We start from the raw sequence: 26,175 nt of genomic DNA, 5'->3' as shown, positions 1-26,175 counted from the left end.
AGAAATTAGAATTGATACAATAGGAGACTCAGGACTGCATCAGGCGTCAATATTTGCGTAATTGGCGTTTGACTCGATGAAATCACGACGCGGACCTACGTCTTCGCCCATGAGCATTGAGAAAATACGGTCTGCTTCAACAGCATCACTTATTGTCACTTGTTTCAAGAGGCGCTGTTCAGGATCCATTGTGGTGTCACGGAGTTCTTCCGCACTCATCTCTCCTAATCCTTTATAACGCTGAACTTTGGTTTTTTCTCCATTGACAGCGATAAATTGTTGAACCTGGGCTTCTGTCCAGCAGTATTCTTCTGCTTTTCCACGGGTACATTTATACAGCGGCGGTGTTGCCAGATAGAGATATCCCTGTTCGATAATCGGGCGCATGCGGCGGAAGAAGAATGTCATCAGCAGCGTCGCTATATGACTACCGTCGACATCGGCATCAGTCATGATGATTATCTTGTGATAGGCAAGGCGTGAGATATTGATGGCCATAGGATCATCTTCAGTTCCGATAGTTACTCGCATTGCGCGGTAGAGGCTTGTTATTTCCTGATTGTCAAGAATCTTATGATCCATAGCTTTCTCAACGTTCAGAATCTTGCCTCGCAAAGGAAGAATAGCCTGAAATGTACGGTTTCGGCCCTGCTTGGCGGTACCGCCGGCCGAATCACCTTCGACAAGGAACAGTTCACAGTCTTCGGCATGACGTGAAGAACAGTCAGAGAGCTTACCAGGCAGACCTCCTCCCGAAAGGGGTGATTTGCGCTGAATTTTCTGACGGGCATTCAAAGCTGCATGACGGGCCTGAGCTGCAAGTACAATTTTGTCAACAATAACCTTTGCCTGACGCGGATGCTCTTCAAGATAATATCGGAGAGCTTCGCTGACAGCAGCCGAAACAGCACCCTGAACCTCACTGTTGCCAAGCTTGGTCTTGGTTTGTCCCTCGAACTGAGGTTCCATCACTTTCACGGAAATCACAGCCGTCAGACCTTCACGGAAGTCATCGCCGGAAACTTCAATCTTAACTTTTTCAAGAAGCTTGTTGTCTTCGGCGTATTTTTTTAGAGTAGTCGTAAGGCCACGGCGGAAGCCGGTCTGGTGTGTACCGCCTTCAATCGTGTGGATATTGTTCACAAACGAATACACATTCTCATTGAATGTGGTATTGTATGTAAGAGCTACTTCCACGGGAATACCCTGGCGCTCGGTGTTGAGATGTATCACATCATTGATCAGAGATTCTTTGTTAGAATCAAGATACTGTACGAATTCGCGAAGTCCATCGCGGGAATAGAAGACCTCACGGCGCGGATTTCCGGCCTCATCAACTTTACGCATGTCAGTAAGCGTAAGGGTTATGCCTGCATTCAGGAATGCAAGATCCCTCAGGCGGTTGGCCAATGTATCATAATCATATTCCGACACGGTAAAAATACTTGTATCCGGACGGAACGTAACAGATGTACCGGTTGAGTCGGTGTCTCCGATGACAGTAAGTTCACAAGTGGGTTTGCCATAAGCGTATTCCTGCATATAAACCTTTCCGTTACGACGCACTTCCGCTCTGAGATAAGACGAAAGCGCGTTCACACAAGAGACGCCTACACCGTGCAGACCGCCTGATACTTTGTAGGAGCCTTTATCGAATTTACCGCCAGCATGAAGGACTGTCAGAACTACCTCAAGGGCACTTTTGTGCTCCTTTTCATGCATATCGACAGGGATGCCTCGCCCGTTGTCAACAACGGTAATTGAATTGTCGGCATTTATAGTCACCTCTATATGACTTGCATAGCCGGCGAGGGCTTCGTCAATAGAGTTGTCGACCACCTCATAAACCAGATGATGCAATCCCTTGAAACTGATGTCGCCAATATACATGGCCGGGCGCTTTCTAACGGCTTCCAAGCCCTCAAGCACCTGAATATTGCTCGCGCTATAAACTTCTGATTCGCGTTCTTTGTCTTCTGACATGATTATATGTTCTATAGTTATTTTTCGTTATTATTTTACCACACAAAATTACTAAAAAGATCGGAATTTAACAAATGCAAGTCCTCAAATATGGCTTAATTACTCGGTGTCGGCTCTTTATGCGCGATTAATAGGGGGCTACTTGTCACTGGTCATTATCTGAGAAAGGCGATTTTCGAGCTCTGTGGAGCTCAGGCGGGTTGTAAGCGCCCCCCTGTGAGCTACTGAAATATTGCCGGTCTCTTCCGATACGACTATCGCAAAAGCATCTGTTGCCTGCGAAATACCAAGAGCCGAGCGATGGCGCAGCCCCAAAGCCCTCGGTACGTTTCGGTCATGACTGACCGGAAGAATACATCCGGCACTTCTGATACGATCGTGATCAATTATCATCGCTCCGTCATGCAATGGAGAATTCTTAAAGAAGATATTCTCAATCAGACGCGAATTGATATCAGCATCAATAATGTCGCCACTCTTTTCATATGACTCTAATGGTATTTCCTGCCGGATTACTATAAGTGCGCCGGTTTTGGTTTTGGACATATTCATGCATGCATAAACAATCGGGAGCACATACTTGCGGGTATCTGCAGATGAGTTATGTTTTTCATGCCGGAATAAATTTTTAAGAAACCTCCAGCGCTTATGATCGCCAAGTTCAACAAGGAAACGCTTTATCTGATCCTGAAACAAAATCACAAGTACCAAAAGGCCTATCCCCATAAACTGATCGAGAATAGAACCAAGAAGCTTAAGTTCTATAATCTGTGATGTCAGCACCCATACTATTATAAATGCCAGCACACCGAAAAATATATTCAATGTGCCGCTCTCTTTCATTATCCTATAAAGATAAAAAAGCAGAAGCGCCACTATGGCTATATCAAACGCATCCTTGATGCCAAACTGAATCATACAAATGTATTTTTAAGAATTGAGCAAACTAAAGAGAGTTACAGTCTGAGCGGCTTCGCGTACATCGTGGACACGAATGAAAGACGCTCCTTTAGTCAAAGCTATAGCATCAAGGGCAACTGTTGGTGCAAGAGCGTCAGATGGTTCTATATTTAAACTCTTTGTTATCATCGATTTTCTGGATATACCGACAAGTACAGGACAGTCAAGCACGGAAAAGGCGGACAGATCATTCATCAGTTTGAAGTTTTGTTCAAGGTTTTTGCTAAAGCCAAACCCCGGATCAACAATCACATCAGCCACTCCGGCAAGCCTTAACTGGCGCAACTTGACCGAAAGATCCGAAACCACATCGGCCACTACATCAGCATATGCTGTAAACTGCTGCATGGTTGCCGGCGTTCCGCGCATGTGCATGAGTATATACGGAGTTTTTAACCGGGCTACCATGTCGAACATATTGGAATCCAGCGCTCCTCCGGATATATCATTAATGATATCAGCGCCCATCTCTTCTATGGCAGCCTTAGCCACATCTGCGCGAAAAGTATCAACCGAAACCGGGATTTCAGGCGCTATGCCTCGCAGTACTGCCATCCCCTTGCGCAAGCGGTTCATTTCTTCTTGAGGAGAGATGTCACCAGCACCCGGCCGCGATGAATAAGCCCCAATATCAATAAAATCGACACCATCCTCAATCATTGACTCTATGCGCAGACCTATTTCAGTTTCATCCATTGTGCGTGAGCCACTATAAAAGGAATCGGGCGTGACGTTTACTATCCCCATCACTTGCGGACGGTTATAAACATGGAGACAGCCTTTTAAATTAAGCGAAAACGGAGCAAACATCGCGATTATACTACATAAATTAATATCACGCGAAATTAGTTAAATTTTTGCTTATCCACAAATCAATTCCACAAACTTCTCAGCTACATCCCAATTCATATAAACCACAACACGACCTCTCTTCCCAGAGAAGTCGTGTTGTTGTCTTAGCAATAAGACTCTACAAACCTAACATAAAAACACATTTACTATTATGCAATTCTTCTCATATAACTAATGATTTTACGCTAAGATACTAACAATCTATACTAACCCTAAAACTAAAAATCATTGATTAATTTCGATATTCATGAGATGGAGAAAACCGAGGGAGATTACTCTCGGCTGAGGCTTTCTCACATTGCAAAATTATATCTATTCTGAGGCACACGCAATACATCAATGGTTAAATTGAGGCTTTATAAAGTAAATTTAGATATTCCTGCATTGATAATCAGCAGAATACATACTTTGCAATAAATAAAAATATAGAATGTTATGTGCTCTAATTGAGATAAAATATATCGTTTTGTATATTTATGTGCAACAAATGATACCCCTTTTTCAAGTCATGAAACAGATTTTATATTCATTAGATCACCCTCAAATGTCTCTCTTGAGATAGCTCTATTCTTAAGTTTGTTGCGATATGTATAAATGGTGTATACCGAATAGTTCATCATTTGAGCGATACGCGAACTTTCCTCTATTCCAAGTCTCATGAATGCGATAATGCGCAAGTCGGTGTTGAGTTTTTCGCCTTCGCGCAATACAATTTGCTCCTCTGGGCGAAGAAGCTTGTTGACCTCTGCTACAAAGTTTGGATATATATGGAGAAATGCATCATCAAACACATCATAGAACTCTTTTGAGTGCTCTTCAATATATTTGCCTTGTTTGGTTATTTTGAGTAGATCATCAACCTTTCCGGTGGTTATTTTTCGGTTGACCATCTTGTTGAATTGCGTCAGTTTGTCCATGTATATCGAACACAAGTTCAAAAATTGCGATATATATACATCTTTAGTGCTATTGGCTTCTTCCAGCCGTAGCGCCATGCGATTCATCTGCCGATTTTTTCGATGGAGCACATAAAGCGTAATAGCAAGTATCATCAACAAAACCGCCATAACCACCATAATGACATACAGTCTTATGTGGGCACTCCTGATTTCTGCTTTTTGGGCTCTTTCGATTATCGGCAACACTTGCGAAGACTGCAGTATGCGCAATGGAGCATTGCACTCTACCGCATCTGACAAGGCTACGGAAAGATAGTCATAAGCATGCTGCACATCGCCATTGAGATAAATAGTCTTGCCAAGCTCCTGTAGGGATGCCACTTCAAGAGTAGCACCACGGGTGTCTGCAATAGCTGACAACGCCAAATAGTATTCATAAGCATAATGCTCCCCTCTCGCCTTTGATATTTCGGCGAGCAGATGACAGGCTCGCGCATAGAGATTGTCCTCCGGTTGCAACTGATCAATCAGCAGCATCGCAAGTGCCTGGGTTTTGGAATACTCTTTATTATAATAGTAGTATTCGCCCATATTCAACATATATCGCGGAGATCCTTCCTCCAGGTGCCCGATCAATGACTTTTGGGCATCATGAGATTTGGCCATATATCGGTCATATACATCCGGATAATTAACATAGTAAGCTGCAATATAGAAATACATCTGCCGTGCAGCATCGAAATACTCTTCCTGAAGACCCTTGGGAAGTGACCTGAAATCAATCCGCGAGAGCTCGTCCTCAGCCTGACTGATAAACGCCAGAAGCGGCAGATAGGTCAGACGCCTCAATTCAAAGCGCACTGCTACAGAATCCTGTTTCAGATCACGTGCCAGACTAGCCCCTTTATCATAGATGGAAACAGCAGAATCCGTATTATAAGCATTATACATATCACCAAGCATCAGGAGCGTAGACAAGCGATCGTCAGAAGAGATCGAGCTGCATTTCAGCACGTTCTTGAGGGAGTCAATAGACGTGCGACGCCTGGATATATACACCTCGCGATTCTCAAGCTCCGAGTCAAGAGTCTTGAGCATTGAAGCAACCTCCCTGCGGCCGATAGTCTCACTGCCGGCCACAAGGAGGTTTGCAAAAATCATCAGAACGGCAAATACTTGAGTTTTGCCGAATCGACCTGATGCGTTAAAGAATCTGAACATTAAGTTTGTCATATGCTCGTTCCGCTTTTGCTCTTGCTTCTTCTACTGAGTCTGCGGTGGCGAGTATCACGCCCATGCGGCGATGACCTTTGACTTCGGGCTTGCCGAATATACGCATCTGCACACCGGGCTCTTCAAGAACTTTTTCCAGATTATCCATAATAACCTCAGTACTGTCACCTTCAACCACGACCGCACGAGAGGCCGACGGGCCGAGGAAACGTATTTCCGGAACGGGCAGACCGGTCAGTGCACGTGCGTGGAGGGCAAACTCGCTAAGATCTTGTGAAATCATGGTTACCATGCCTGTGTCATGCGGACGCGGAGAAACCTCGCTGAAAATCACTTCATCACCACAAACAAACAGCTCAACGCCAAAAATGCCATATCCGCCAAGCGCATCAGTCACTTTACGGGCGATTTCCTGAGCAGCCTCCTTGGCCGCGGAATCCATCGGCTGAGGCTGCCAGGAATAACGGTAATCACCATCTACCTGAATATGCCCAATTGGTTCGCAGAACGAAGTGCCGGCAACAGAACGCACTGTAAGCAGTGTGATTTCATAATCAAATTTTACAAAACCTTCCACTATGACACGTCCTGCTCCAGCGCGGCCTCCTTCTTGGGCGATCTTCCAAGATTTTTCAATATCTTCTGCTGTTTTAATTACACTTTGACCATGACCGCTTGATGACATGATCGGTTTCACAACGCATGGAATGCCAATAGCTTCTACGGCAGCCTTGAATTCCTCAAAATCAGACGCGAAACGATATGGCGAGGTCTTCACTCCAAGTCCTTCAGCAGCCAATCGGCGTATTCCCTCTCGGTTCATGGTCAGCAGGGCCGCTTTTGCAGTTGGAGTAACGTGAAACCCCTTTTCTTCAAGTCCAACCAATACCGGAGTAGCAATAGCCTCTACTTCGGGAATTATATGATCAGGCTGTTCCTCTATTATCGCAGCACGCAGCGCATCGGCATCAAGCATGCTGAACACACGACTTCTGTCGGCTACGTGCATGGCGGGAGCATTGGCATACTTGTCACAAGCGACAACCTCCACTCCCATGCGCTGGAGTTCGATTGCCACCTCTTTACCTAACTCGCCACTGCCAAGGAGCATGGCTTTGCGACCGCTTTTGGTCCACTTGCTTCCAATCTTTGTCATCTGGATCTAATAAATGATAATGAGTGATTACAATATGCTGCAAATTTACCGATTTTCCACGAAATATCGTTCAAACTAACAATTTATTTTGTAACTTCGCCCAAACACCGGAATTTCCACCGGAGAACAAAACATAGTGTTTCACCCTGCCGGAATGGCGACAGAATCACCTATCATGAAAATATATCTGCAGCAAAAAAGGCCGGGCCGTACGCGGCAAGCAATAGTGCCCTGCCCCATAGAACTTCCTGCCGGACTGAATACCACAGGCGAATTGATCAGTTCGCTTGTGCGCATTATAGTATCGGCATACAACGATCGCATTGATGATGTCCCGGCTGATCCAGACGCCGACTACCAGGTAGCCCCGATGACTGAAGATCAGGTTAATAATCTTGCAGAAGCAGGTCGCATTGCATTCGGACTTATCTATAATAACAGAAAGGAAGATCCTGAAAAAGCCATAGCCAATGCCCTGCAATGCCATGAAGACGGCATTTTCAAGATCTTCCTCAACGGGAGCCAACTCGGTTCGAATGAAAGTCAAGTCGAAATCGCCGAGGGAGACACCCTTACAATAATACGCCTAACCATGCTATCAGGCAGAATGTGGTAAAAAAGCATCAAACTTATGAGAATTCATTGGAACAACAGCTACAACGACCTTTGTGTGTCCTATATTGAAAAATTGAGAAGCGGGTTAAACAACACTCGCAATCTATCCGGCGAAGCACATGAACTTCTCAGGCATTTTTTCAATGATATCGATCAGACGTGCCATGAGTCGCACTTCGAAACAGCATTGCACAGCTACTTTAAACAGCGCGTGGTCTGGAATACATTGGAGTTTCTCGAATGGGGATTACGTCCTGCAATAGACTATCTGTTTGGCAGCAGCTTGGATGGCCCTGCCTCCTGTAAAGAGTGGACAGACCTCTTCGGAGAGTATATCAGACTTGAAGCCAAAGCTCCATATACCACAGGCTATACCCGACATTCCTTGCGTTCCGCTCGTATCAGCCTCCACATTTGCAAAATAGCGCAGGCTCTACGCCAGTTTGTATTGCTCAAAGCTACCGGGTTTTCAACTGCTCAGATCCTACGTAAAGGGCGAACACCTGATGAACAACAGGAATTTTCCACCATAATCGACATTGACAGCTGGCTTGCAGCAAAAATCTCGATTGGAGACAGGGAGTGTATCGACTATCTGACCGAAGCCATGATATCGGAAAATAATGCCAATCGCATGTATTTTGATCATTTCCGAGCTATCTCTCTAAGTGGCAATCACGAATTGTTAGAACTTGAGGGCAGATTGCTGCTTGCCGCACGTATGCAGGAAGGGCTCCGGCAAGCTATAGTAGAGACTATGGATGAAGGTCAACCGGAAAGTTTCATATATCTACTGAAGATTATAATAGACAATAATCTTCAGCGGTTTTCAGCTATAAAAAGAGGGCTTGCCGTGGCAACGGGATTTGGAGATCAGGAAGCATCAGAACGTATAACAGAAAAATTCTTCACGCTCGTATCCCATCTTATATCAGACCGTGATAATGCAGCGAAAGCGATTGGCTGTGATGACCCCATGACTGTTTACTTAGCGCTGTGGGCTATGGCATTCTTTGACACAGACAGCGTGAAGCTGCCTGTCAGAGAGTTGCTTGAGCACTCCCCTGCCCATATTGCAGAAGCAGCTGCTTTGTTTATTGGATATCTTCAGGATGTCGAATTAATAAACGAAATGACATCTCTCGCACTTCGTGTCCGATCTCAAGACCACAAAGTAATAGCAGGACTTCTTGACATGTATCTGAGGGACACACGTTTTCAACTCTATCTGAGAGCAAATGAAAATGACATGCGAATCCCAGACCTCAGCTTTTATTTTGACTCCAGAGAAGATGCTGAAGCTGACTTTGCTTTGCTGACAGCTCTGTATACCTCAGTCAAAGACAAAGAGGTCTTTGACCCATATGTGTTCCCTTGGGTCAGCAGAGTCCTTACAAAAAGCCGGATTGCGCAGAAAATTTGCAGACTGGCACTGCTGATATCCTCTCCGGACTATACAGAAAAGGCGCTTGATTATGTTTGTTCGCTGGATCCGTACGACAGAGGGCTTTACATCAAATATCTTTTATATAGGTGTCAGACGCGGCGCCAAGTCGAATTCGCCGTTGCCATGATGGCTGACAAAGGCAGCGATGCTCGTGATCAAGCCTGCCGGATAGTCAGGAATTTGCATGACTGGAATGATTTGGTAGATGAAGACTATCTTGCAATGGAATCACACCTGCGCCTCAAAGCGGCACCGATGCGCACATGTATTATAGAAATTCTCGGTTCACTCCCTGACAACAAAGCCATCAGCTCTGTAAGGCGTCTTTTTTCAGACAAATCAGCAGACCGCAGACTGGCCGGGCTCAGCATACTAAAAAACTGGATTGCTAAAGGCGAGAAAGCCGAAGCCATAAACGCACTTAAACCCGAACTTTCGGCCATAGCCAATCCAACATCCAAAGAACGGGTGCTGCTTGAGTCCATTTTTGCCGAAAACGATTCAAAAGAAAACATATACACACCGAAAAATGGATTCGGTCTATATTCCTGCGATGCCAAAATTTCTGTCTCCGTAACATGCCCGGCTGATTTCAGTTCGGAAAAAGCGCTGACCTTCAAATCTGATGAAAATATCTTAAAGAAGATCCTGCAAAAAGGAAATAACCATGCCGTAGAACTGATTCAGGCTATTATCAATTTGATCGAGAAACATGCCGATTACGAATTTACGGATCGTTATGGAAACATTTCACGCTTAGGCAATACCGTTCTAAAATCATATAAGCTGGGGCTTGAGTCTCTTGCCATGCCCGAAGTCTGGAAAGAGTTTTACTATAATGAGATCAGCTCTCCGGAAAATATTTTGCGTCTTTGGCTTGCAACAATCACCTCCAACGTCTCTGACAAGCCCTTTTATCCAATATTGAAACGCATATTAGGCCGAGTTTTCGATCCTGACATCCTGAATCCGGTTAAAAACTCCACTTACTTTCATTCGGCAATTGACATAGTATCCGCTTTGGCAGAAGAATACTGTTGCGGGCAGGCCATTTTGGAAATCGCGACCGATTTCATATCGGATTTCGCACTTCGCATAAAAGCAGATGAATGTATAAGGAGCTATAAAGCCCATACATGGGAATTGCCACAAGACCACTGCATTTACAACGTCCAGCCGATAGCCACACTAATGGCAATCTGCAAAAAATCAAGCAGCGACATGCCGGATGACCTGTTTCTGCGGTCCTTTGCCGCTCGCTACGATTTAATATGCAAGACGAAATCCTGCATAACCGACAACAACTTCTACCTAAACCCGCTCAATGTCATGGAATATCTCCGCGCATGGAATCTCGGAGCGATTTCAGATGAAGCCATGCTTAAAGAAATGATGTCAGGAGCCATGAGAAAGAGCATGATTGCTGAATTTTCACAATGCTTGCCGGCAGCCGAAAAGCCACGTTGGGCCCAACAGCTCACACCACTCAGCGGTCACGAATGCAGACTGATCAACAAGGCCATTGAGCGTATACTTGACATCGAGCTGAAAAGGGGTGATTCAGAAACTCCGGTTTCTCCTTTGGCATATGAAATCAGAGTCATCAGCGGAATCGACAGGCTATTGCAGATCTTGCAGGCCCTTGGAAAAGACAAGCCCGTAGCCAAAGGATATTATGCCAATCTAAATAAACGTGAAATACTGAGTTCCTTGCTTCAGGCCTGCACTCCGGCAGACTCAGACACTCCACAAGAGCTAAAGCGAAAAGCAAAAGCAGCCGGAATTACAGACGAACAACTTGCTGAAGCAGCGATGTTCTCCCGACGATGGCTGGAAATCACCGAAGAAGCCATTGGCTGGAAAGGGCTTTCAAGCGGTGCATATTACTTTATGGCTCATACAGCTGACACTCTGGATGACCGCGCTAAGTCGCGCATCTCAAGATACTCAGCGGTAGAACCTGGCGACTTTGCTGATGGAGCTTGTGACCCGGCATGGTTTCATGAGATCTACAAGGCATTGGGACGTAAACGCTACGAATTTATATATGCCTCGGCAAAACATGTGGCCGACGGCAACCGCCACAGTCGTTCTCGGAAACTCTCTGATGCTCTTCTCGGCAATCTGAAAGCAAAACAAGTTATGGAAGAGATTTCAGAGAAAAGAAATAAAGATCTGGTAGTATCCCTTGGCTTGATACCTCTGGGGCGCAACAGACATAGCGGCCTCAAAGAACGCTATATTTTTCTTAACAAATTCCTGAAAGACAGCAAGCAGTTTGGCGCACAGCGTCAAGAGAGCGAGGGACGTGCAGTTAAACTCGCTCTTGACAATCTCGCCCGCACGGCAGGTTATGGAGACTCCACACGTCTGACATGGAGCATGGAAGCCACCCTCATTAAAGATGCCGAAAAATACCTTGTCCCAAAACATTTCGGTGGCGTCAGCTTAAGACTGCTTATTGATGACGGTGAACCTGAGATAATCTGCGAAAGCAACGGCAAGATTTTGCAAAATATTCCTTCAAGACTCAAAAAAGAGACTTATGTAAGTCATCTGAAAGAAGTGTATAAACTATTGAAAGAGCAACACTCCCGTGGCCGGGCTTTACTTGAACAGGCGATGATCGAATCCGCTGAGTTTTCCGGGTATGAGATCAGCAGCCTTAAAGAAAACCCTATAATATGGAAAATGTTTTCACGCCTTGTGCTTGTAACGGACAGCGGGCAGACCGGTTTCCCAGGAGAAGACGGAGCATCAATCATTTCAGCTGAAGGTGTAATCAATGCCATAAGCGCAGACAATCGTCTTCGCATCGCCCATCCTTTCGACCTGTTTTCCAGCAAAGAATGGAACGCATATCAGTCTTTTGTTTTTGACCATCAGTGGAGGCAGCCGTTCAAGCAGGTGTTCCGTGAACTATATATCCCTACAACCGAAGAAAAAGATTCAAGCCGATCTATGCGCTATTCCGGCAATCAGATCATGCCGTCTCGCGCTGCAGCTCTACTTAAAAAGCGACAGTGGACTGTAGACTATGATTACGGACTCCAAAAAATATGCTTTAACAGCAATGTGACAGCTGTGCTATATGCAATGGCCGATTGGTTTTCACCCGCTGACATCGAATCGCCGACATTGGAATATGTCGAATTTCATGACCGCAGAACATTCAAAGACAAGAAAATTTCAGAAGTCTCCCCGATCGCATTCTCTGAAATCATGCGTGATGTTGACCTTGCCGTGAGTGTGGCCCATGCAGGAGGCGTAGACCCGGAAACCAGCCATTCTACCATTGAAATGCGACGTGCCATTGTCAGTCATACATTGCCTATGTTCGGCATTAGTAATGTCAGTCTGGTCGGCAACTTTGCAAAGGTAAGCGGACAACTCGGCTGTTACAACATTCATCTCGGCAGCGGAACTATCCACAAGGAAGGCGGAACACAGATTGCCGTTCTGCCAGTCCATACTCAAAATCGTGGGCGCATCTTTCTTCCATTTCTTGACGAGGACCCGAAAACCGCAGAAATCATTTCCAAAATATTGCTTTTCGCAGATGACTCCGGCATCAAAGATCCTTCAATCCTTAATCAACTATGACATGAAGCCGACATTTGACGGCCAAAGACTTCAGCGAAACACGGCTCTTTCATTTAACCTAAAATAAATAGCATATCTTCCCTTACCCGGTTCATTGAGAATCGGGTAATTTTTCCATGTCTGTATATCAAAGAGTTATTCTGGTATCAAAATCTTATTTTTTTCACTTTTGACTTAAAAATCGAATCAGTCTGGTAAAGCTCATCGAGATATGTCTGATCAGTTCGGCTATGCCTTTATTCTTATCTGATTGTTTCTTGCGAAGTCCTTTCCATATTGAGAACACCGAGTAAACTATTCTTTGTATGGTATCGAGGTTTCTGGCGGCTCTTGTTGACTTGCGTTTTATATTGTCCTGCTGAAGATTGTAGTCCAGCCCCCAGTGCATACTTTCTATTGACCAATGGTTGCGCACGAAGATTCCTGGCTTCGGAGTATGCGTAGGCATACTGCTGACGTACAGGCGTTTTTCTGAGGTGTGTACTCCTGTTGACTTTTTGACTGTGGACGATTCATACTCTATGATGGTCATGTTTCCGCCCCATTTCTTCTTGTCTGCGATAATGTCCAGTCCGTCATATACGCGGTAGGTTCTCGTCTCTATCCTGCCGTGGGCCAGTTCGGGACCTTCGGTGTAAGAATATACCGGTGTGTGTTCCACTAGCCTGTCCTCAATGCCGTATCGCAATGACGGCTGGTTGGCTTTGAGTTCTATCAGAAAGTCTCCGCCTTTCTTTCTGATTTTCTCGACAATATCCTTCTGCATAGACATTGCGTCGGCTGTGACAATCTTTCCTGCGACATCTATTTTATCAAGAAGTATCGGTATGGCCTTTATCTCGTTGCTCTTTTCCTGACAGGCTTCGGTGGCGATTGTTATGCCGGTGCTGAACGAATAGGCAGAGACGATATCCGGGCTTCGCCCGTTTTCCTGAACGGTGCCGCGCTCGGCTTTGCCGTCAATGCAGATTATTTCAATGATGCGGCTGGCGCAAGTAAGTCTTTCAAGGAATATGTCTGCGAACTGCTGCATCCTGTCGGCCATATCCATATCGTTGATGCCGTTCTCCACACGGCAAAGCGTGGCCTCAGATGGTACGCCGTTCCTTAACAGGCCCATTTTGTGTAATTTGTTGAGGTTGTATCTGCCGAACTCCAATATCTCGGCTCGTCCGATGCATCCGGCCATACGTCCGAGTATCATCAGCATGATGATATCGTTGAGGCTGTGACGGAAATTGCCTTTGTCCAATCTACGGAAATCCGGCACGGATGAGGCAAACGCTCGAAGTTCTTCCATGATACTGCGCCTTGTGTCAAATTTATTGTGTACTTTTGCGGTATGATCAGGCGCATAGGCGTCAGTCGAACAGACTTGGTCAAGTGGCTTCATTTTTTTGGCGTAACTCTTTGATTATCACCTATAAAGTTACTAAAAATCTGCCACTTGGCCAAATTTTCATTGCACTTATTTTCTTGAAAATCAGAGGTTAAAGCCTCTCCACCCGTACTGCTCTCGCTATAAAATAACACATTTGTCGAGAATGAGACGAAATCTTAAATGAAAGAGCCGTGTCAGCGAAACAAGATAAGTTGGATTTCTGTTTGAATTATTCATCGGAAATCGTTAATTTTGTCAGCGAATTTTCAACCCAATTTTAATTAAGGTAAAATGAGAAAAAATATCGTAGCAGGCAACTGGAAAATGAACACCACGCTGCCCGAAGGAATCAAGCTCGCCGAAGAAGTCAATGCGGCTCTCGCCGGTGCCGAGCCCAAGTGCGATGTTGTCATCTGTGTTCCTTTCACTCACCTTGCATCAATCAATAATGTGATTGACAAAAACAAGCTTGGTCTTGGAGCTGAAAACTGCGCAGACCACAAATCAGGCGCATACACCGGTGAAATTTCAGCCCCTATGGTTGCCTCGACAGGCGCTACCTATGTGATCCTCGGCCACTCGGAACGTCGTCAGTACTACGGCGAAACTTCTGAAACTCTCCGTGAGAAAGTGCGTCTCGCCCTTGACAATAACCTCACCCCCATTTTTTGCATCGGTGAAGTTCTCGAACAGCGAGAAGACGGTAGCTTCTTCGAAGTAGTAAAAGCCCAGATCGAGGAAGGCCTCTTCAACCTTGACGCTGAAGAATTCGGCAAAATCGTTCTCGCTTACGAGCCTGTATGGGCCATCGGAACCGGAAAAACCGCAACTGACGATCAGGCACAGGAGATGCATGCGTTCATCCGCAAGACTATCGCTGACAAGTACGGCAAGGAAGTCGCAGACAACACCTCGATACTCTATGGAGGCAGCTGCAAACCTTCAAACGCAGCCCAGCTTTTTGCCAAACCCGACGTAGATGGTGGCCTCATCGGTGGTGCCGCTCTTGAAGCAGCGTCATTTATGGGCATTGTAAATGCATTCTGATCAGATTTAAACATATATTCCCGCACGTGATCTGAACGACTCTTGGCTCAATCATTTTCCGTGCGGGAATTTCTACTTAACCCAATCACTCCGTCAAACAACACTATCAGCCATGAAGAAAATCCTGCTTCCGCTTGTCGCATTGCTGACCGCCCCGGCAGCTATTGCTGAAACCGAGGTTGTGACCATTGTAGATCACATCACAAGCGGCACATCAAACGTTATCAATCAACCGGAAGAGCTTCTGAAACGATTGCTCCCAGTCGAAGGTGTTGAAGAGGAGTCAAAAGAAGAAATCGCGCGTCCGGTCAACGGACGCATGGCCGGATTTCGGGTACAAGTGTTTAGCGACAACAACGCGCGTACCGCCAAAAATGAGGCACGCTCCAAACAACGCATCATATCATCCCGTTTTCCGCAGTATCAGACGTATGTCATGTACACATCTCCTTACTGGCGACTGAAAGTGGGAGATTTTCGCACCCAGCAGGATGCAAACGCTGCGGCCGATGAACTTCGCCGGGCATTTCCTGCCTACAGCAAAGAAATTCGCGTGGTGCGCGACCGTGTGACAGTACATGAATAATAAACCATTCACAACAACACAATGGCTGCTGAAATTAGTGACGAGACTATCAGGGAAATCGCATCCCACTACGAAGCTATACTGAAACTTTTAGGCGAAGACACTACCCGCGAGGGATTAGTCAAGACCCCCATGCGCGCGGCAAAAGCTATGGTTTATGCCACTCGCGGCTATCGACAAGACCCTGATGTCATTATCAATGATGCCGTTTTTTCATATGAAGGCTCTCGGATGGTAATCGTCAAGGATATCGAGTTCTACTCTCTGTGCGAACATCATATTCTGCCGTTTTTCGGAAAAGTATCAGTCGGATATATTCCTGACGGCAAAACTATCGGACTGAGTAAACTCGCAAGACTCGTCGACTTCTATGCTCGCCGTCTGCAAGTCCAGGAACGCATGACAGCCCAGATCTGCAATATTATAATGGAAAAACTAAATGCCAAAGGTGTAATAGTTGTGTGCTCTGGCGAACATCTGTGCATGAAAATGCGTGGAGTTGAGAAACAAGACTCAACCACAACTACCATTGAAACAGCCGGTGTCTTCTCAGACAGCAGCACCTTGCGTGATGACTTTTTTCATGCGCTTTCACACTGATCAAGCCGGCAAATCCGTCAGCTCAGACTACTTATAAAGGCCCTTTTTATTAGTTGTGTTGCCTGATCAGTTTCGATACTGTTAGAGCCTTCCCATATCAGCCTTTATCTCGTCAAGCTTGACAAGATTTGACACAATAGCATAAATTGTAAGACCTGCCGGAGTGTGGATGTGAAGTTTGGCAACTATATTTCGGCGATGCGTCATCACGGTATTGACTGAAACCCCCATTTCAGATGCAATTTCTTTATTGGACAAGCCCTTAACAATTCCCACTATAACCTCCTTTTCACGAGGACTAAGATCTTTTCCTCGGTCATCGGCATCTTCAGAATCTATATTGCGCCGCATTATATCTATGATGGAATCCGCCGGATCATAGATGGAAAATGTATAATCAAACCACTTCAACAAACCCTGAGGATATTGCTGGCAGAGCAAAGCTATCAGTTTTAACGGATGAGAAGATGCACTTTTCAGCACACTCCAGTCAATACCTGTAACAGCCGGATCAACAATAAGTACCGACGGATGAAATGCCGCAATCTCCTCAAGATAATTCAACGCACTGATATCCTTGACAGTAACATTCCCATCCTGAAATTTTCGCAATATGCTTGCCATACCCGATGCCTGTATGGCAGAGGGCAGGAGAAGTCCGATGTTTATATGGCGCATCATTTTATAGGCTCTGATTGTTTTCCATTCGTGTCATAAGAGGGATCAGTATATTATTCTCTATATGGGCATGAGAATTCAGATCTTCCTCACAGTTATATATATCCGCCAAGGCATCATACATTCTGAACGGCATGGAAGTAGAATAGTAGCGCAATATGATATTTTTTAGGTCGGCAAGCTTTTCTGCAACCTCATCGTCATGTGAACGGCGGAACACATCAATACTATAATCAGACTGACGACCTTCACACATATCCTTTACATACGGGAATACCACGGTCTCCTCATAACTGAAATGCTTTCTGACAAGATCTGTGTAGTCATCAAAAAACTTTACAATTATAGGATTTATATCACTATGTGTATCATCAAGAGCATTGCAGAGATTCGCACGGATGTGAGGCAGTTTGTATGAAAGATAGTAGTCATGCGAATTGTGAAGAAAATAGACCACATCAACCGGAGAAATCCGGTGTAGCGCCTCGGCGTCAATCTCTCCTGAAAGGAGAAAATTTATTATCAACAAAAACGAATCGGTGTTTATGCCTGATTCCTCACAGAGTTCCTCTATGGTTTTGTTGCCAAAACCAAGAGGAAGTGAGAAACGACTGAGGACAGTGAGGACATTATAGTCATAATCTATAAGATCTACAACACTATCTTTCGCTGCAAATTGTTTGCTGAGCATCACGCTGGTTTTTAAGCTTCAGGTTCTGCGTTTTCTTCCGAAGCTTCTTCCGGTTTGAACTCTGTGATACCGCCTGCAAGCAGCTGATTGTACCAAGTCAGAAGCTTGCGGATATCTGAAGTGTAAACCTTCTCACGGTCAAAATTCGGAAGAATGCCAGCGAAGTATTCACGCACGGCAGCATCGTTGCCGATAGACTTGATATCAACCTGCTCGCCATTGCTTTTTACTTTAACAGATTCAAGAACTTCCCACAGAGGCACATCTCCTTCATCGGTGTAAATTGAGATATCGCCCAATGAAATAACTTTATCACGGGCATATGCAGGAGTGCGCTTACCATCGGCAATAGACTCTACAATCAGCATGTTTTTACCGCGGTTTGACAAGCGGAACAATCCGGGACGACCGGATATTGAAAGAATATTTTTAAGCATGTTTCTTTTTTTAGTGATGAATTTAGTTAGTTGCAGACAAAGGTACAAATTTTGATGGTTGTCTCAAAATTTATCCGAAAAACCATAAAGCGTAAAACCGGCCGGAATCACATTCAGCCACAATGTATGACCAATTTTCACCCTTGCTTATCAGATGTAGTTCCTCCAGCATCTTGTTCAGATGTATAACTGTTAGTCAGAAACACAGTGAAAATCGGGAAAAATATAAGTCCTACTGCCGATAGCACGACTCCAAGGACCCTCCCGGTCACCGTCATCGCATGAATGGAGCATCCGGCAGTTGTAAGACTCATGATCGACCATAAAAGCGATGACCAATAGTCTGTAACTCCCGGATTGACGCCATTCTCTGCGACAAAAAATGTGAGTGAGCAAAAGTAAACACCGACTATCAACACTATCAGATAAGTGGCAAGCATGTTCTTGACCCACTTTGACGAGGTGGTTGCGCCGGTAACTATTGTAAAGACGTAAGCCGCGCGGATCATCGGCACAAATTTCAGCAGATATTCGGCATGATTGTCAAGCGGGATATCAAAATAATGCAATATGTTCAGATAAGGCACCGAAACAAGCAGAAAGAACAGATGGTTTATCAGATATTTGCGCTTTTTAACCGAAAAAAGCATCTCTACAAACACATCGGCCATAAAGAACAGGCAACACCAAAACTGAACTTTCAGATAGGTAGTATCGGCAAGAAAGGAGACATTACGCAATGTATCCAGCGTAATGAGAGTGATAAGCAACAAAGACAGTATCACCACACCGAGGTGCATCATTTTCATTATCCGGTCTCTGACTTTTAAATCCGCAGTTGAAACATTCATATGACAACAGACTCTACATTATTATTTATACAACGGTGTAAAGTTTGTTTTTGTTGATTTGTCATATGCCTCGCCTCTACTACTCTGCCGGTCAGCAACCGGCATTCACCACTGCTGATTTTCGGAATTGCGCGAGTTGATAGTAGACCATCACGGCTGTCACCATAGTCGCAACGAGGTCTGACAGCGGGAATGCTGTCCAGACTCCATCGAGCCCCATGCGTGGCGGAAGAACAAGCAGAAGAGGTATCAGGAAGAGTACCTGCCTCGTTAGAGAAAGGAATATGGAAGATTTTGCTTTGCCTATAGACTGAAAAAGAGTAGTGGATACGACCTGAAATCCGACAACCGTAAACGCCAGCAATGAAATATGCAGGCAGCGTGCAGTCTCGCTGATCAAAGCCGGGTCATTTGAAAATGCCCGACCGATATATTCCGGAAACAACAATCCGATTGTCTGACCGGTAGTCACAATGACGGTTGACACTCCTACAGCAAGCCAGAATGTCCGGCGCAGGCGATCAAGCCGTCCGGCACCATAATTGTAGCCTATTATAGGTTGCATTCCCTGGCATATGCCGACAACAACCATTGTCATCATCGAAGTGTAAGATGTGAATATACCCGCAGCAGCTACCGCCATATCCCCGCCATGAAAATAGAGACTTTTGTTTATAATTACATTTATAAAACAAGCTGCGGCATTGACTACTGAAGGCGCAGCTCCGATGGATAGCACCGGTAGTACTATTTTAGCCTTCAGCCTATACATTTCACGGCTTCCGGAAAAGTGCAATGTGCTTTTCCTTGAGAAAAAATGAGACAGGACAAAGAAGGCTGAGATCATCATGGAGATATCCGTTGCGATAGCAGCTCCTTTAATACCCAGTTTCAAATAGAATATGAAGATAGGAGCAAGTACCAGATTGCAACCTGCACCGATCAGCATTGTCAGCATTGCCTTGACCGGATAGCCTGATGCCCTCATGAAGTTATTGAATGTAAAAGCGAAGTTGGTCATGAACATTCCAGGCAGAATATACAGCATGAACTCACGGGCATAAGGCAGTGTAACTTCACTTGCTCCAAACGCAATGAGAATCTCGTCAATAAATATGGCGAAACAACACAGATAGCAGCACACAATTGCCATCAGTAGTATGAGTGAGCTGCACAAAGTGCGTCTTGCATCATCATAATTTTTAGCACCAAGCAATATTGACAGTCGCGCCGATCCTCCGGCGCCGATCAAGACCCCCAAGGCGGCTGACAGATTCATAACCGGGAATGTTATGGCCAGTCCCGCGATAGCTTCCGGCCCTACACCCTGACCTATGAATATGCGGTCAATTATGTTATAAAGAGACATAACCAACATGCCAACCACAGCAGGGAGGCTATACCGCCACAGCAGTCTTCCTGCCGGCGACTCGCTGAGCTCTCTTAATTTTGAGGCATCGTTACCAGACATTTTCATAGTGTTTCTATTACAAAATTACAAAAAGTTCATCTGGCAATTCAAAAATTAGTATTTTTTAGCGTTTAATTGAGATATAAATACTAATTTTGTTTTCTAAGAAAATAAGAATGGTCATCAAAACTCCATAATGAAGTCTGTTAGTTTCGTATTGTTATTTTTTATGAGCCTTATCTGCAAGGCCAACGATCTCCCTATGTTTTGCCTGGCCGGACCGATTGATTCGCTATGCGTCGTCATGGATGATGCCGGTCTTGAATGGCAAAACGAGTACACCTTTGACTCTGATGGTTCTCTTATCGAAATTGATGGTGACGAAGTAGACTGCGAACGCGATTCAGCCGGGCGAATATCATCAATCACCCTCATTGAGGCTACTGAAGATGACGAAGACACATACACCACAATAAAAATGAGGCTGTTTTATGATAAATCCGGTCGGGTTGTCAGAGTCGAGGCCGTTTCAGGTGACGAGCAATGGGTCCAGACTTATGCCTACGATTCAAGCGGGCATCTGACGGAACAATGCTATAATATGAACGGTGTCGAAGAGGTCAGAACATACACGTATCTGAAGCATGACAGATTCGGCAACTGGACAGAACGCCTTGAGAAACTAAAGTCTATGGATCAGACCATCCGGCAATGCCGCAATATAATCTATTTGGAATAACCTTAAATCAATAAACCAATCACTCCAACAATATTCTCTATGTCAACGTACAAAATTATTGAGAAAGAGCATTTTTCCGAAAATGTAGTCAAACTTGAAGTGGAGGCACCTCTGATAGCCCGTTCCCGCCGTCCGGGACACTTCGTAATTGTTCGCACCGGAAATGGGGGCGAGCGCATTCCTCTTACAATTGCTGATGCTGATCTCAAGAAAGGCTCAATCACATTGGTTGTGCAGGCTGTCGGAGAAAGCACACGCAAGATCTGTGCTCTTGAACCCAAAGAGTGCCTGACAGACATTGTCGGGCCACTTGGACAAGCCACACATATAGAGAAGGTCGGAACCGTGGTTTGCTGCGGAGGCGGAGTGGGCGTTGCGCCGCTGCTCCCAATTGTAAAAGCGATGAAAGAAGCCGGCAATCGTGTGGTGTCAATTCTGGCGGCAAGGACTTCTGAACTGATAATACTCGAAAAGGAAGTTGCTGAGTATAGCGATGAAGTTATCATAATGACAGATGACGGATCAAAAGGACAGAAAGGCCTTGTAACCGCCGGCCTTGAAGACGTGATCGCACGAGAAAAAGTTGATCAGGTCGTAGCAATAGGCCCTGCCGTGATGATGAAATTCGTTGCCCTGACTACCCGCAAATACGAAATTCCGACTATGGTCTCACTCAACACCATTATGGTTGACGGCACAGGTATGTGTGGCGCCTGCCGAGTGACTGTTGACGGCAAGACCAAATTTGTCTGCATTGACGGTCCTGAATTCGATGCCCATAAAGTCGACTTCGATGAAATGATGATGCGTCTGAGAGCCTATAACTGATTTTTTCAGAGCGACTCATCTGTGCAACAACCATAATCCAGCCTCTTATATTAACCTCAATATCCTTATTCAGAAATGGATCAGAATACAAGCCGCGATGCAAAGTGGCGTGAAGAACAGCGCAATTCATTAAGCGCAAAACAGCGTTCATCAATACCTCGCACCATAATGCCTCAGCTGAACGCAGCCTATCGTATCACGTGCAACCATGAAGTAAACCAAGGTCTTTCAGCCGAGCAGGCAATTATCGAGGCCACAAGATGCCTTGACTGCCCCGATCCGCAGTGCATCCACGGATGTCCGGTATCTATCAATATCCCGTCGTTTATAAAGAATATCGAACGCGGAGAGTTTCTTGCTGCCGCAGCGGTTCTGAAACAGACCAGTGCACTGCCTGCGGTCTGCGGACGTGTCTGCCCGCAGGAAAAGCAGTGTGAATCACGCTGCATATATAATAAGATGAAAAAGGCGCCCGTGGCAATCGGTTATCTTGAACGCTTTGCAGCTGATTTCGAACGCATGAACAATCAGGCAAACGGCATCAAGCCGAATGGTGATTCATCAGTCGCAAGAAACGGCCGGAAAATAGCCGTGGTCGGTTCCGGACCTGCCGGACTGTCATTTGCCGGAGACATGATCAAAAAAGGCTATGAAGTCATAGTTTATGAAGCGCTCCATGAAATTGGCGGGGTTTTGAAATATGGCATTCCTGAATTCCGTCTGCCGAATTCAGTTGTTGAAGCCGAGATCGATGCTCTCCGCGCTGAAGGAGTGGATTTTGTCAAAGACTGTGTGATCGGGAAGACAATCTCTTACGACCAACTCCACGAGTTAGGGTTCGATGGGATTTTTGTGGCATCAGGAGCCGGGCTCCCCCGATTTATGGGTATTCCAGGAGAGAACCTTATCGGCATCATGTCGTCGAACGAATATCTTACACGTATCAACCTCATGGGTGCCGGGCGTCCCGGCGAAGACACACCGGTGCTGAAAGGCAATCGGGTGGCTGTGGTAGGCGGCGGAAACACAGCAATGGATTCTGTGCGCACAGCTCTCCGCCAAGGGTCTGAGAAAGCAATGATTGTCTATCGCCGAAGCCTTGAAGAAATGCCGGCCCGCGTTGAAGAAGTACACCATGCTCAGGAAGAGGGTGTAGAATTCATTACCCTCTGCAACCCGGTGGAATATCTCTCAGATGACAAAGGCCGCGTCCGGGCCATGAGAGTGCAGCGCATGGAGCTTGGCGAACCTGACGCATCAGGCCGGCGGTCACCGGTGCCGATAGAAGGAGCCATTGACGAAATCGAAGTGGACCTCGTGATTGTCAGCGTCGGAGTCTCCCCCAACCCGCTTATTCCCCATGCGATTCCAGAACTTGAGATTTCCCGTCGAGGCACAATTGTGGTCAATGAAGAGACTATGCAGTCATCATTGAACGACATATATGCCGGAGGAGATATAGTACGCGGCGGTGCGACAGTCATCCTCGCGATGGGCGATGGACGACGGGCTGCAGCTGCTATGGACAAGGCCCTGTCCGGACAAGACTGACGACAGAGGTTTGCGTATCTGCCCGAATTTTACTAAATTTGGGCATCCAAACCGAATTTCATATACTGACCATATGACTAAACTATTAAAAAATATAGTTATCCTTTCAGCCTTACTCGGAGCGGCAACCCCGCTCCGAGGGGATGACAATACTGAAATTTCGGCGGCTATCAGTGCAGCCAAGGACGCACCAAGAAATCAGGCAGCAAATCTGAAAGCAGCAGATCTGCTGAAAGATGCCGGCCGTTTTCAGGAAGCTATTCCATTCTATCTAAAAGGTGGCAACTCCGGTAATCTTGGCATTGCAGAGAGTTACTTCTACCTATATGATTTTGACAAAGCCGATGAATATCTTGACAAATATCTGGCCAAACGGACAAAAAACGAAGCCGCCAAAGATATGGGATTTTCTTACGGCAACGGAGATGAAACTCTTGACTGGACTGACTATCTGCGTTCAAGGATAGATCTCGGACGCAGTATGCTTGACCGTGTGGAAAAAATCCAGATTGTAGACAGTATAAACGTTCCGGCTGATCAATTTTTCAAATTTATCAAACTTGCCAAGAGCGCCGGCCGACTGGCTGATGAATTTGAAATCGAGAGTATTGTCCCGAAAGAGTATCTTGATTCTGAATCAATCTCAGGCTTATGGGCTCCTGCATATATTTCGGAATCCGGAGAGGATATGATCTGGTATGGATCAGCAAATGACGGCGAATCGAAAATGTTTGAATCTTACCGCCTGGCCGACGGAAGCTGGGATAACCCGGCGGCTTTGTTTGATTATAAATCCATTTTCAGCAATTCAAACGGCAGCTGGGTCGGTTACCCCTTCCTGATGGCCGATGGGATAACTCTCTATTTCGCCGCTGATGGAGAGAATTCATTGGGTGATCTGGATATCTTCATTTCACGCCGTGATGAGGACGGATTTCTGCAACCATCTAATATCGGTATGCCGTACAACTCGCCTTACAATGACTATATGTATGCCATAGACGAGCAGACCGGTGCCGGATGGTGGGCCACAGACCGAAACGGGCTGAAAGATTCAGTTACAATCTACACCTTCATTCCTCAGGATCTACGAATCAATTATCCGGTAGACACCCCAAATCTGGCCGATTACGCAAAAGTCACATCAATCGGCATGACTCAGAATCCGGATAGAGATTATTCTAAATTCAGAGACAAAATCGCATCACTGGAATTATCAAAAACATCAGGCAGCAACCGCAGGTTTGAATTTGCATTACCAAACGGCAAAATCATAACTTCAGTGTCTGATCTCGCCTCCGGCATGGCACGCGAAGCGATGAGACAGTATCTGGACGAGCAGAAAGCCTACGATGATGCCGTGGCCCATCTCGCCGAACTCAGAAAGGCATATGCTGCGGGCGACAGAAGCGTCGAGCATGAAATTCTGACTCTTGAAAATGGGCTTGATCACCGCCGTGCAGAGCTGAAAAGAATAAAAAACAGCATTATCACGGCTGTGATGGACTAAGACTTGTCTAAGCAACAGACATTCCCAAATGATTGTGTCAGCACAAGCCAAAGAATCCGCTACTGAAACAAATTACTCTCTAACCAATCAAACCGACCGCTTATGGAAGTAACCCTGATTTTGATTCTGATCGCACTGGTGATCATTATCTGCATTTTCTTCTATTATGTTCCATTCTTTCTGTGGATTTCAGCTCGTGTCAGCGGTGTACGAATCTCACTGATGCAGCTTTTTCTGATGCGCATACGAAAAGTGCCTGCATCAGTCATCGTCCGGGCCTTGATCGAAGCTCACAAGGCTGGTCTTAACGATGTGTCACGGGATGATCTTGAAGCCCACTATCTTGCCGGAGGCAATGTAGAGAAGGTAGTCCATGCCTTGGTGTCGGCATCAAAAGCAAATATTGATCTTGGCTTCAAAATGGCGACAGCTATAGATCTTGCCGGCCGAGACGTATTTCAGGCCGTACAGATGTCAGTGAATCCTAAAGTCATTGAAACTCCTCACGTCACAGCAGTTGCTAAAGACGGCATCCAGCTCATTGCCATAGCCCGCGTAACAGTGCGCGCCAATATCCGGCAGCTTGTAGGCGGAGCAGGAGAAGACACCGTGCTCGCCCGTGTAGGCGAAGGTATTGTCTCTTCTATCGGCTCATCTGAAAGTCACAAGCAAGTACTTGAAAATCCTGACAATATTTCCAAACTCGTATTGCGTAAGGGGCTTGACTCCGGTACTGCTTTTGAGATTCTCTCTATTGACATAGCAGACATTGACATAGGCAAAAACATTGGAGCGGCTCTTCAAATTGACCAGGCACAGGCTGATAAAAGCATTGCCCAGGCCAAGGCCGAGGAACGTCGAGCTATGGCTATAGCTCTCGAACAGGAGATGCGGGCAAAAGCCCAGGAAGCCCGCGCGAAAGTAATTGAAGCTGAAGCCGAGTTGCCACGGGCAATGGCTCAAGCATTTCTTTCAGGGAATCTTGGCATCATGGACTATTACCGCATGAAGAATATCGAATCAGACACGAACATGCGACAGAACATAGCCAATCCTCCCACTGCTAAGTAAAACATCCTACGAGCATTGCCAATGCTCAGACCTGAAAAGTATACCA

At 45.8% G+C, this 26,175-nt stretch carries 21 protein-coding genes; 10 read left to right on the top strand and 11 right to left on the bottom strand.

The genetic code is table 11. The annotated features are described in order from the left end of the window. Positions 1-39: 39 nt before the first annotated feature. The 5 genes from gyrB to purT all read right to left on the bottom strand — a co-directional run bounded on the left by gyrB (position 40) and on the right by purT (position 7,083). A complete protein-coding gene (gyrB, locus tag E7745_RS10485) occupies positions 40-1,983 on the bottom strand; it encodes a DNA topoisomerase (ATP-hydrolyzing) subunit B (protein WP_107031439.1) in 1,944 nt (647 codons plus the stop codon). 138 nt (positions 1,984-2,121) lie between these two features. Then, positions 2,122-2,901, bottom strand: coding sequence for a diadenylate cyclase CdaA (gene cdaA, locus E7745_RS10480; RefSeq protein WP_123398197.1), 780 nt, complete (start codon positions 2,899-2,901; stop codon positions 2,122-2,124). A gap of 12 nt (positions 2,902-2,913) precedes the next feature. Further along, positions 2,914-3,753 carry a dihydropteroate synthase gene (folP, locus tag E7745_RS10475; RefSeq protein WP_107031441.1) on the bottom strand — a complete coding sequence of 280 codons (840 nt, stop codon included), beginning with the start codon at positions 3,751-3,753 and terminating at the stop codon, positions 2,914-2,916. Between the two features lie 548 nt (positions 3,754-4,301). After that, positions 4,302-5,915 carry a DUF6377 domain-containing protein gene (locus tag E7745_RS10470; protein WP_168182093.1) on the bottom strand — a complete coding sequence of 538 codons (1,614 nt, stop codon included), beginning with the start codon at positions 5,913-5,915 and terminating at the stop codon, positions 4,302-4,304. Beyond that, the gene (purT, locus tag E7745_RS10465; protein ID WP_107031443.1) at positions 5,899-7,083 is read right to left on the bottom strand and encodes a formate-dependent phosphoribosylglycinamide formyltransferase; all 1,185 of its coding nucleotides are present in this window, start codon (positions 7,081-7,083) and stop codon (positions 5,899-5,901) included. The genes E7745_RS10470 and purT overlap by 17 nt, the downstream gene beginning before the upstream one ends. A 175-nt stretch (positions 7,084-7,258) precedes the next feature. Here purT and E7745_RS10460 point away from each other — a divergent pair, with 175 nt between their 5' ends. Together E7745_RS10460 and E7745_RS10455 are read left to right on the top strand one after the other, a co-directional pair. Further along, entirely contained in the window at positions 7,259-7,699 is a 441-nt protein-coding gene (locus tag E7745_RS10460) for a hypothetical protein (protein WP_133166491.1), read from the top strand. 54 nt (positions 7,700-7,753) lie between these two features. Next, the gene (locus tag E7745_RS10455) at positions 7,754-12,748 is read left to right on the top strand and encodes a DUF4132 domain-containing protein (protein ID WP_168182091.1); all 4,995 of its coding nucleotides are present in this window, start codon (positions 7,754-7,756) and stop codon (positions 12,746-12,748) included. Positions 12,749-12,911: 163 nt separating this feature from the next. Here E7745_RS10455 and E7745_RS10450 read toward each other — a convergent pair whose 3' ends face one another. After that, the gene (locus E7745_RS10450) at positions 12,912-14,141 is read right to left on the bottom strand and encodes an ISAs1 family transposase (protein WP_240740280.1); all 1,230 of its coding nucleotides are present in this window, start codon (positions 14,139-14,141) and stop codon (positions 12,912-12,914) included. 279 nt (positions 14,142-14,420) lie between these two features. Between E7745_RS10450 and tpiA the strand changes: the two genes are divergently transcribed. From tpiA to folE, 3 genes are all read left to right on the top strand, one after another. Continuing rightward, positions 14,421-15,176 carry a triose-phosphate isomerase gene (gene tpiA, locus E7745_RS10445; RefSeq protein ID WP_107031446.1) on the top strand — a complete coding sequence of 252 codons (756 nt, stop codon included), beginning with the start codon at positions 14,421-14,423 and terminating at the stop codon, positions 15,174-15,176. A gap of 112 nt (positions 15,177-15,288) precedes the next feature. Further along, entirely contained in the window at positions 15,289-15,762 is a 474-nt protein-coding gene (locus E7745_RS10440; protein WP_107031447.1) for an SPOR domain-containing protein, read from the top strand. 21 nt (positions 15,763-15,783) lie between these two features. Beyond that, entirely contained in the window at positions 15,784-16,362 is a 579-nt protein-coding gene (folE, locus tag E7745_RS10435; protein ID WP_107031448.1) for a GTP cyclohydrolase I FolE, read from the top strand. Between the two features lie 81 nt (positions 16,363-16,443). Here folE and E7745_RS10430 read toward each other — a convergent pair whose 3' ends face one another. The 5 genes from E7745_RS10430 to E7745_RS10410 form a co-directional block, all read right to left on the bottom strand. Further along, positions 16,444-17,043: a LuxR C-terminal-related transcriptional regulator gene (locus E7745_RS10430; protein ID WP_136408795.1), complete on the bottom strand. Its 600-nt coding sequence runs from the start codon at positions 17,041-17,043 to the stop codon at positions 16,444-16,446. Between the two features lies 1 nt (position 17,044). Continuing rightward, entirely contained in the window at positions 17,045-17,731 is a 687-nt protein-coding gene (locus E7745_RS10425) for a hemerythrin domain-containing protein (protein WP_107031450.1), read from the bottom strand. 11 nt (positions 17,732-17,742) lie between these two features. Then, on the bottom strand, positions 17,743-18,168 hold the full coding sequence (locus E7745_RS10420; RefSeq protein ID WP_107031451.1) for a DUF5606 domain-containing protein: 426 nt from the start codon (positions 18,166-18,168) through the stop codon (positions 17,743-17,745). Between the two features lie 137 nt (positions 18,169-18,305). Further along, positions 18,306-18,977, bottom strand: coding sequence for a two pore domain potassium channel family protein (locus tag E7745_RS10415; RefSeq protein WP_123611084.1), 672 nt, complete (start codon positions 18,975-18,977; stop codon positions 18,306-18,308). Between the two features lie 133 nt (positions 18,978-19,110). Further along, positions 19,111-20,490 carry an MATE family efflux transporter gene (locus tag E7745_RS10410; protein ID WP_136409192.1) on the bottom strand — a complete coding sequence of 460 codons (1,380 nt, stop codon included), beginning with the start codon at positions 20,488-20,490 and terminating at the stop codon, positions 19,111-19,113. A gap of 169 nt (positions 20,491-20,659) precedes the next feature. Between E7745_RS10410 and E7745_RS10405 the strand changes: the two genes are divergently transcribed. From E7745_RS10405 to floA, 5 genes are all read left to right on the top strand, one after another. Next, a complete protein-coding gene (locus E7745_RS10405; protein WP_160631909.1) occupies positions 20,660-21,169 on the top strand; it encodes an RHS repeat domain-containing protein in 510 nt (169 codons plus the stop codon). Between the two features lie 39 nt (positions 21,170-21,208). After that, the gene (locus E7745_RS10400) at positions 21,209-21,997 is read left to right on the top strand and encodes a sulfide/dihydroorotate dehydrogenase-like FAD/NAD-binding protein (protein ID WP_136408793.1); all 789 of its coding nucleotides are present in this window, start codon (positions 21,209-21,211) and stop codon (positions 21,995-21,997) included. 75 nt (positions 21,998-22,072) lie between these two features. Further along, entirely contained in the window at positions 22,073-23,548 is a 1,476-nt protein-coding gene (gene gltA, locus E7745_RS10395; RefSeq protein ID WP_107031455.1) for an NADPH-dependent glutamate synthase, read from the top strand. A 73-nt stretch (positions 23,549-23,621) separates the two neighbouring features. Continuing rightward, entirely contained in the window at positions 23,622-25,058 is a 1,437-nt protein-coding gene (locus E7745_RS10390) for a hypothetical protein (protein WP_136408792.1), read from the top strand. Positions 25,059-25,160: 102 nt separating this feature from the next. Further along, entirely contained in the window at positions 25,161-26,129 is a 969-nt protein-coding gene (gene floA / locus E7745_RS10385; protein WP_107031457.1) for a flotillin-like protein FloA, read from the top strand. Positions 26,130-26,175 lie beyond the last annotated feature (46 nt).

The sequence above is a fragment of the Duncaniella sp. C9 genome (genome assembly GCF_004803935.1).
Lineage (GTDB): Bacteria > Bacteroidota > Bacteroidia > Bacteroidales > Muribaculaceae > Duncaniella > Duncaniella muris.
Note: the sequence above shows the minus strand (reverse complement) of the source record. Positions and strands in the feature narration are given on the sequence as shown.

What these genes read in the sequence shown, in the direction of transcription:
- gyrB (WP_107031439.1), bottom strand. Translation starts at nt 1,983, where the DNA reads ATGTCAGAAGACAAAGAACGCGAATCAGAAGTTTATAGCGCGAGCAAT.
- cdaA (WP_123398197.1), bottom strand. Translation starts at nt 2,901, where the DNA reads ATGATTCAGTTTGGCATCAAGGATGCGTTTGATATAGCCATAGTGGCG.
- folP (WP_107031441.1), bottom strand. Translation starts at nt 3,753, where the DNA reads ATGTTTGCTCCGTTTTCGCTTAATTTAAAAGGCTGTCTCCATGTTTAT.
- E7745_RS10470 (WP_168182093.1), bottom strand. Translation starts at nt 5,915, where the DNA reads ATGTTCAGATTCTTTAACGCATCAGGTCGATTCGGCAAAACTCAAGTA.
- purT (WP_107031443.1), bottom strand. Translation starts at nt 7,083, where the DNA reads ATGACAAAGATTGGAAGCAAGTGGACCAAAAGCGGTCGCAAAGCCATG.
- E7745_RS10460 (WP_133166491.1), top strand. Translation starts at nt 7,259, where the DNA reads ATGAAAATATATCTGCAGCAAAAAAGGCCGGGCCGTACGCGGCAAGCA.
- E7745_RS10450 (WP_240740280.1), bottom strand. Translation starts at nt 14,141, where the DNA reads ATGAAGCCACTTGACCAAGTCTGTTCGACTGACGCCTATGCGCCTGAT.
- tpiA (WP_107031446.1), top strand. Translation starts at nt 14,421, where the DNA reads ATGAGAAAAAATATCGTAGCAGGCAACTGGAAAATGAACACCACGCTG.
- E7745_RS10440 (WP_107031447.1), top strand. Translation starts at nt 15,289, where the DNA reads ATGAAGAAAATCCTGCTTCCGCTTGTCGCATTGCTGACCGCCCCGGCA.
- folE (WP_107031448.1), top strand. Translation starts at nt 15,784, where the DNA reads ATGGCTGCTGAAATTAGTGACGAGACTATCAGGGAAATCGCATCCCAC.
- E7745_RS10430 (WP_136408795.1), bottom strand. Translation starts at nt 17,043, where the DNA reads ATGATGCGCCATATAAACATCGGACTTCTCCTGCCCTCTGCCATACAG.
- E7745_RS10425 (WP_107031450.1), bottom strand. Translation starts at nt 17,731, where the DNA reads ATGCTCAGCAAACAATTTGCAGCGAAAGATAGTGTTGTAGATCTTATA.
- E7745_RS10420 (WP_107031451.1), bottom strand. Translation starts at nt 18,168, where the DNA reads ATGCTTAAAAATATTCTTTCAATATCCGGTCGTCCCGGATTGTTCCGC.
- E7745_RS10415 (WP_123611084.1), bottom strand. Translation starts at nt 18,977, where the DNA reads ATGAAAATGATGCACCTCGGTGTGGTGATACTGTCTTTGTTGCTTATC.
- E7745_RS10410 (WP_136409192.1), bottom strand. Translation starts at nt 20,490, where the DNA reads ATGTCTGGTAACGATGCCTCAAAATTAAGAGAGCTCAGCGAGTCGCCG.
- E7745_RS10405 (WP_160631909.1), top strand. Translation starts at nt 20,660, where the DNA reads ATGAGCCTTATCTGCAAGGCCAACGATCTCCCTATGTTTTGCCTGGCC.
- E7745_RS10400 (WP_136408793.1), top strand. Translation starts at nt 21,209, where the DNA reads ATGTCAACGTACAAAATTATTGAGAAAGAGCATTTTTCCGAAAATGTA.
- gltA (WP_107031455.1), top strand. Translation starts at nt 22,073, where the DNA reads ATGGATCAGAATACAAGCCGCGATGCAAAGTGGCGTGAAGAACAGCGC.
- E7745_RS10390 (WP_136408792.1), top strand. Translation starts at nt 23,622, where the DNA reads ATGACTAAACTATTAAAAAATATAGTTATCCTTTCAGCCTTACTCGGA.
- floA (WP_107031457.1), top strand. Translation starts at nt 25,161, where the DNA reads ATGGAAGTAACCCTGATTTTGATTCTGATCGCACTGGTGATCATTATC.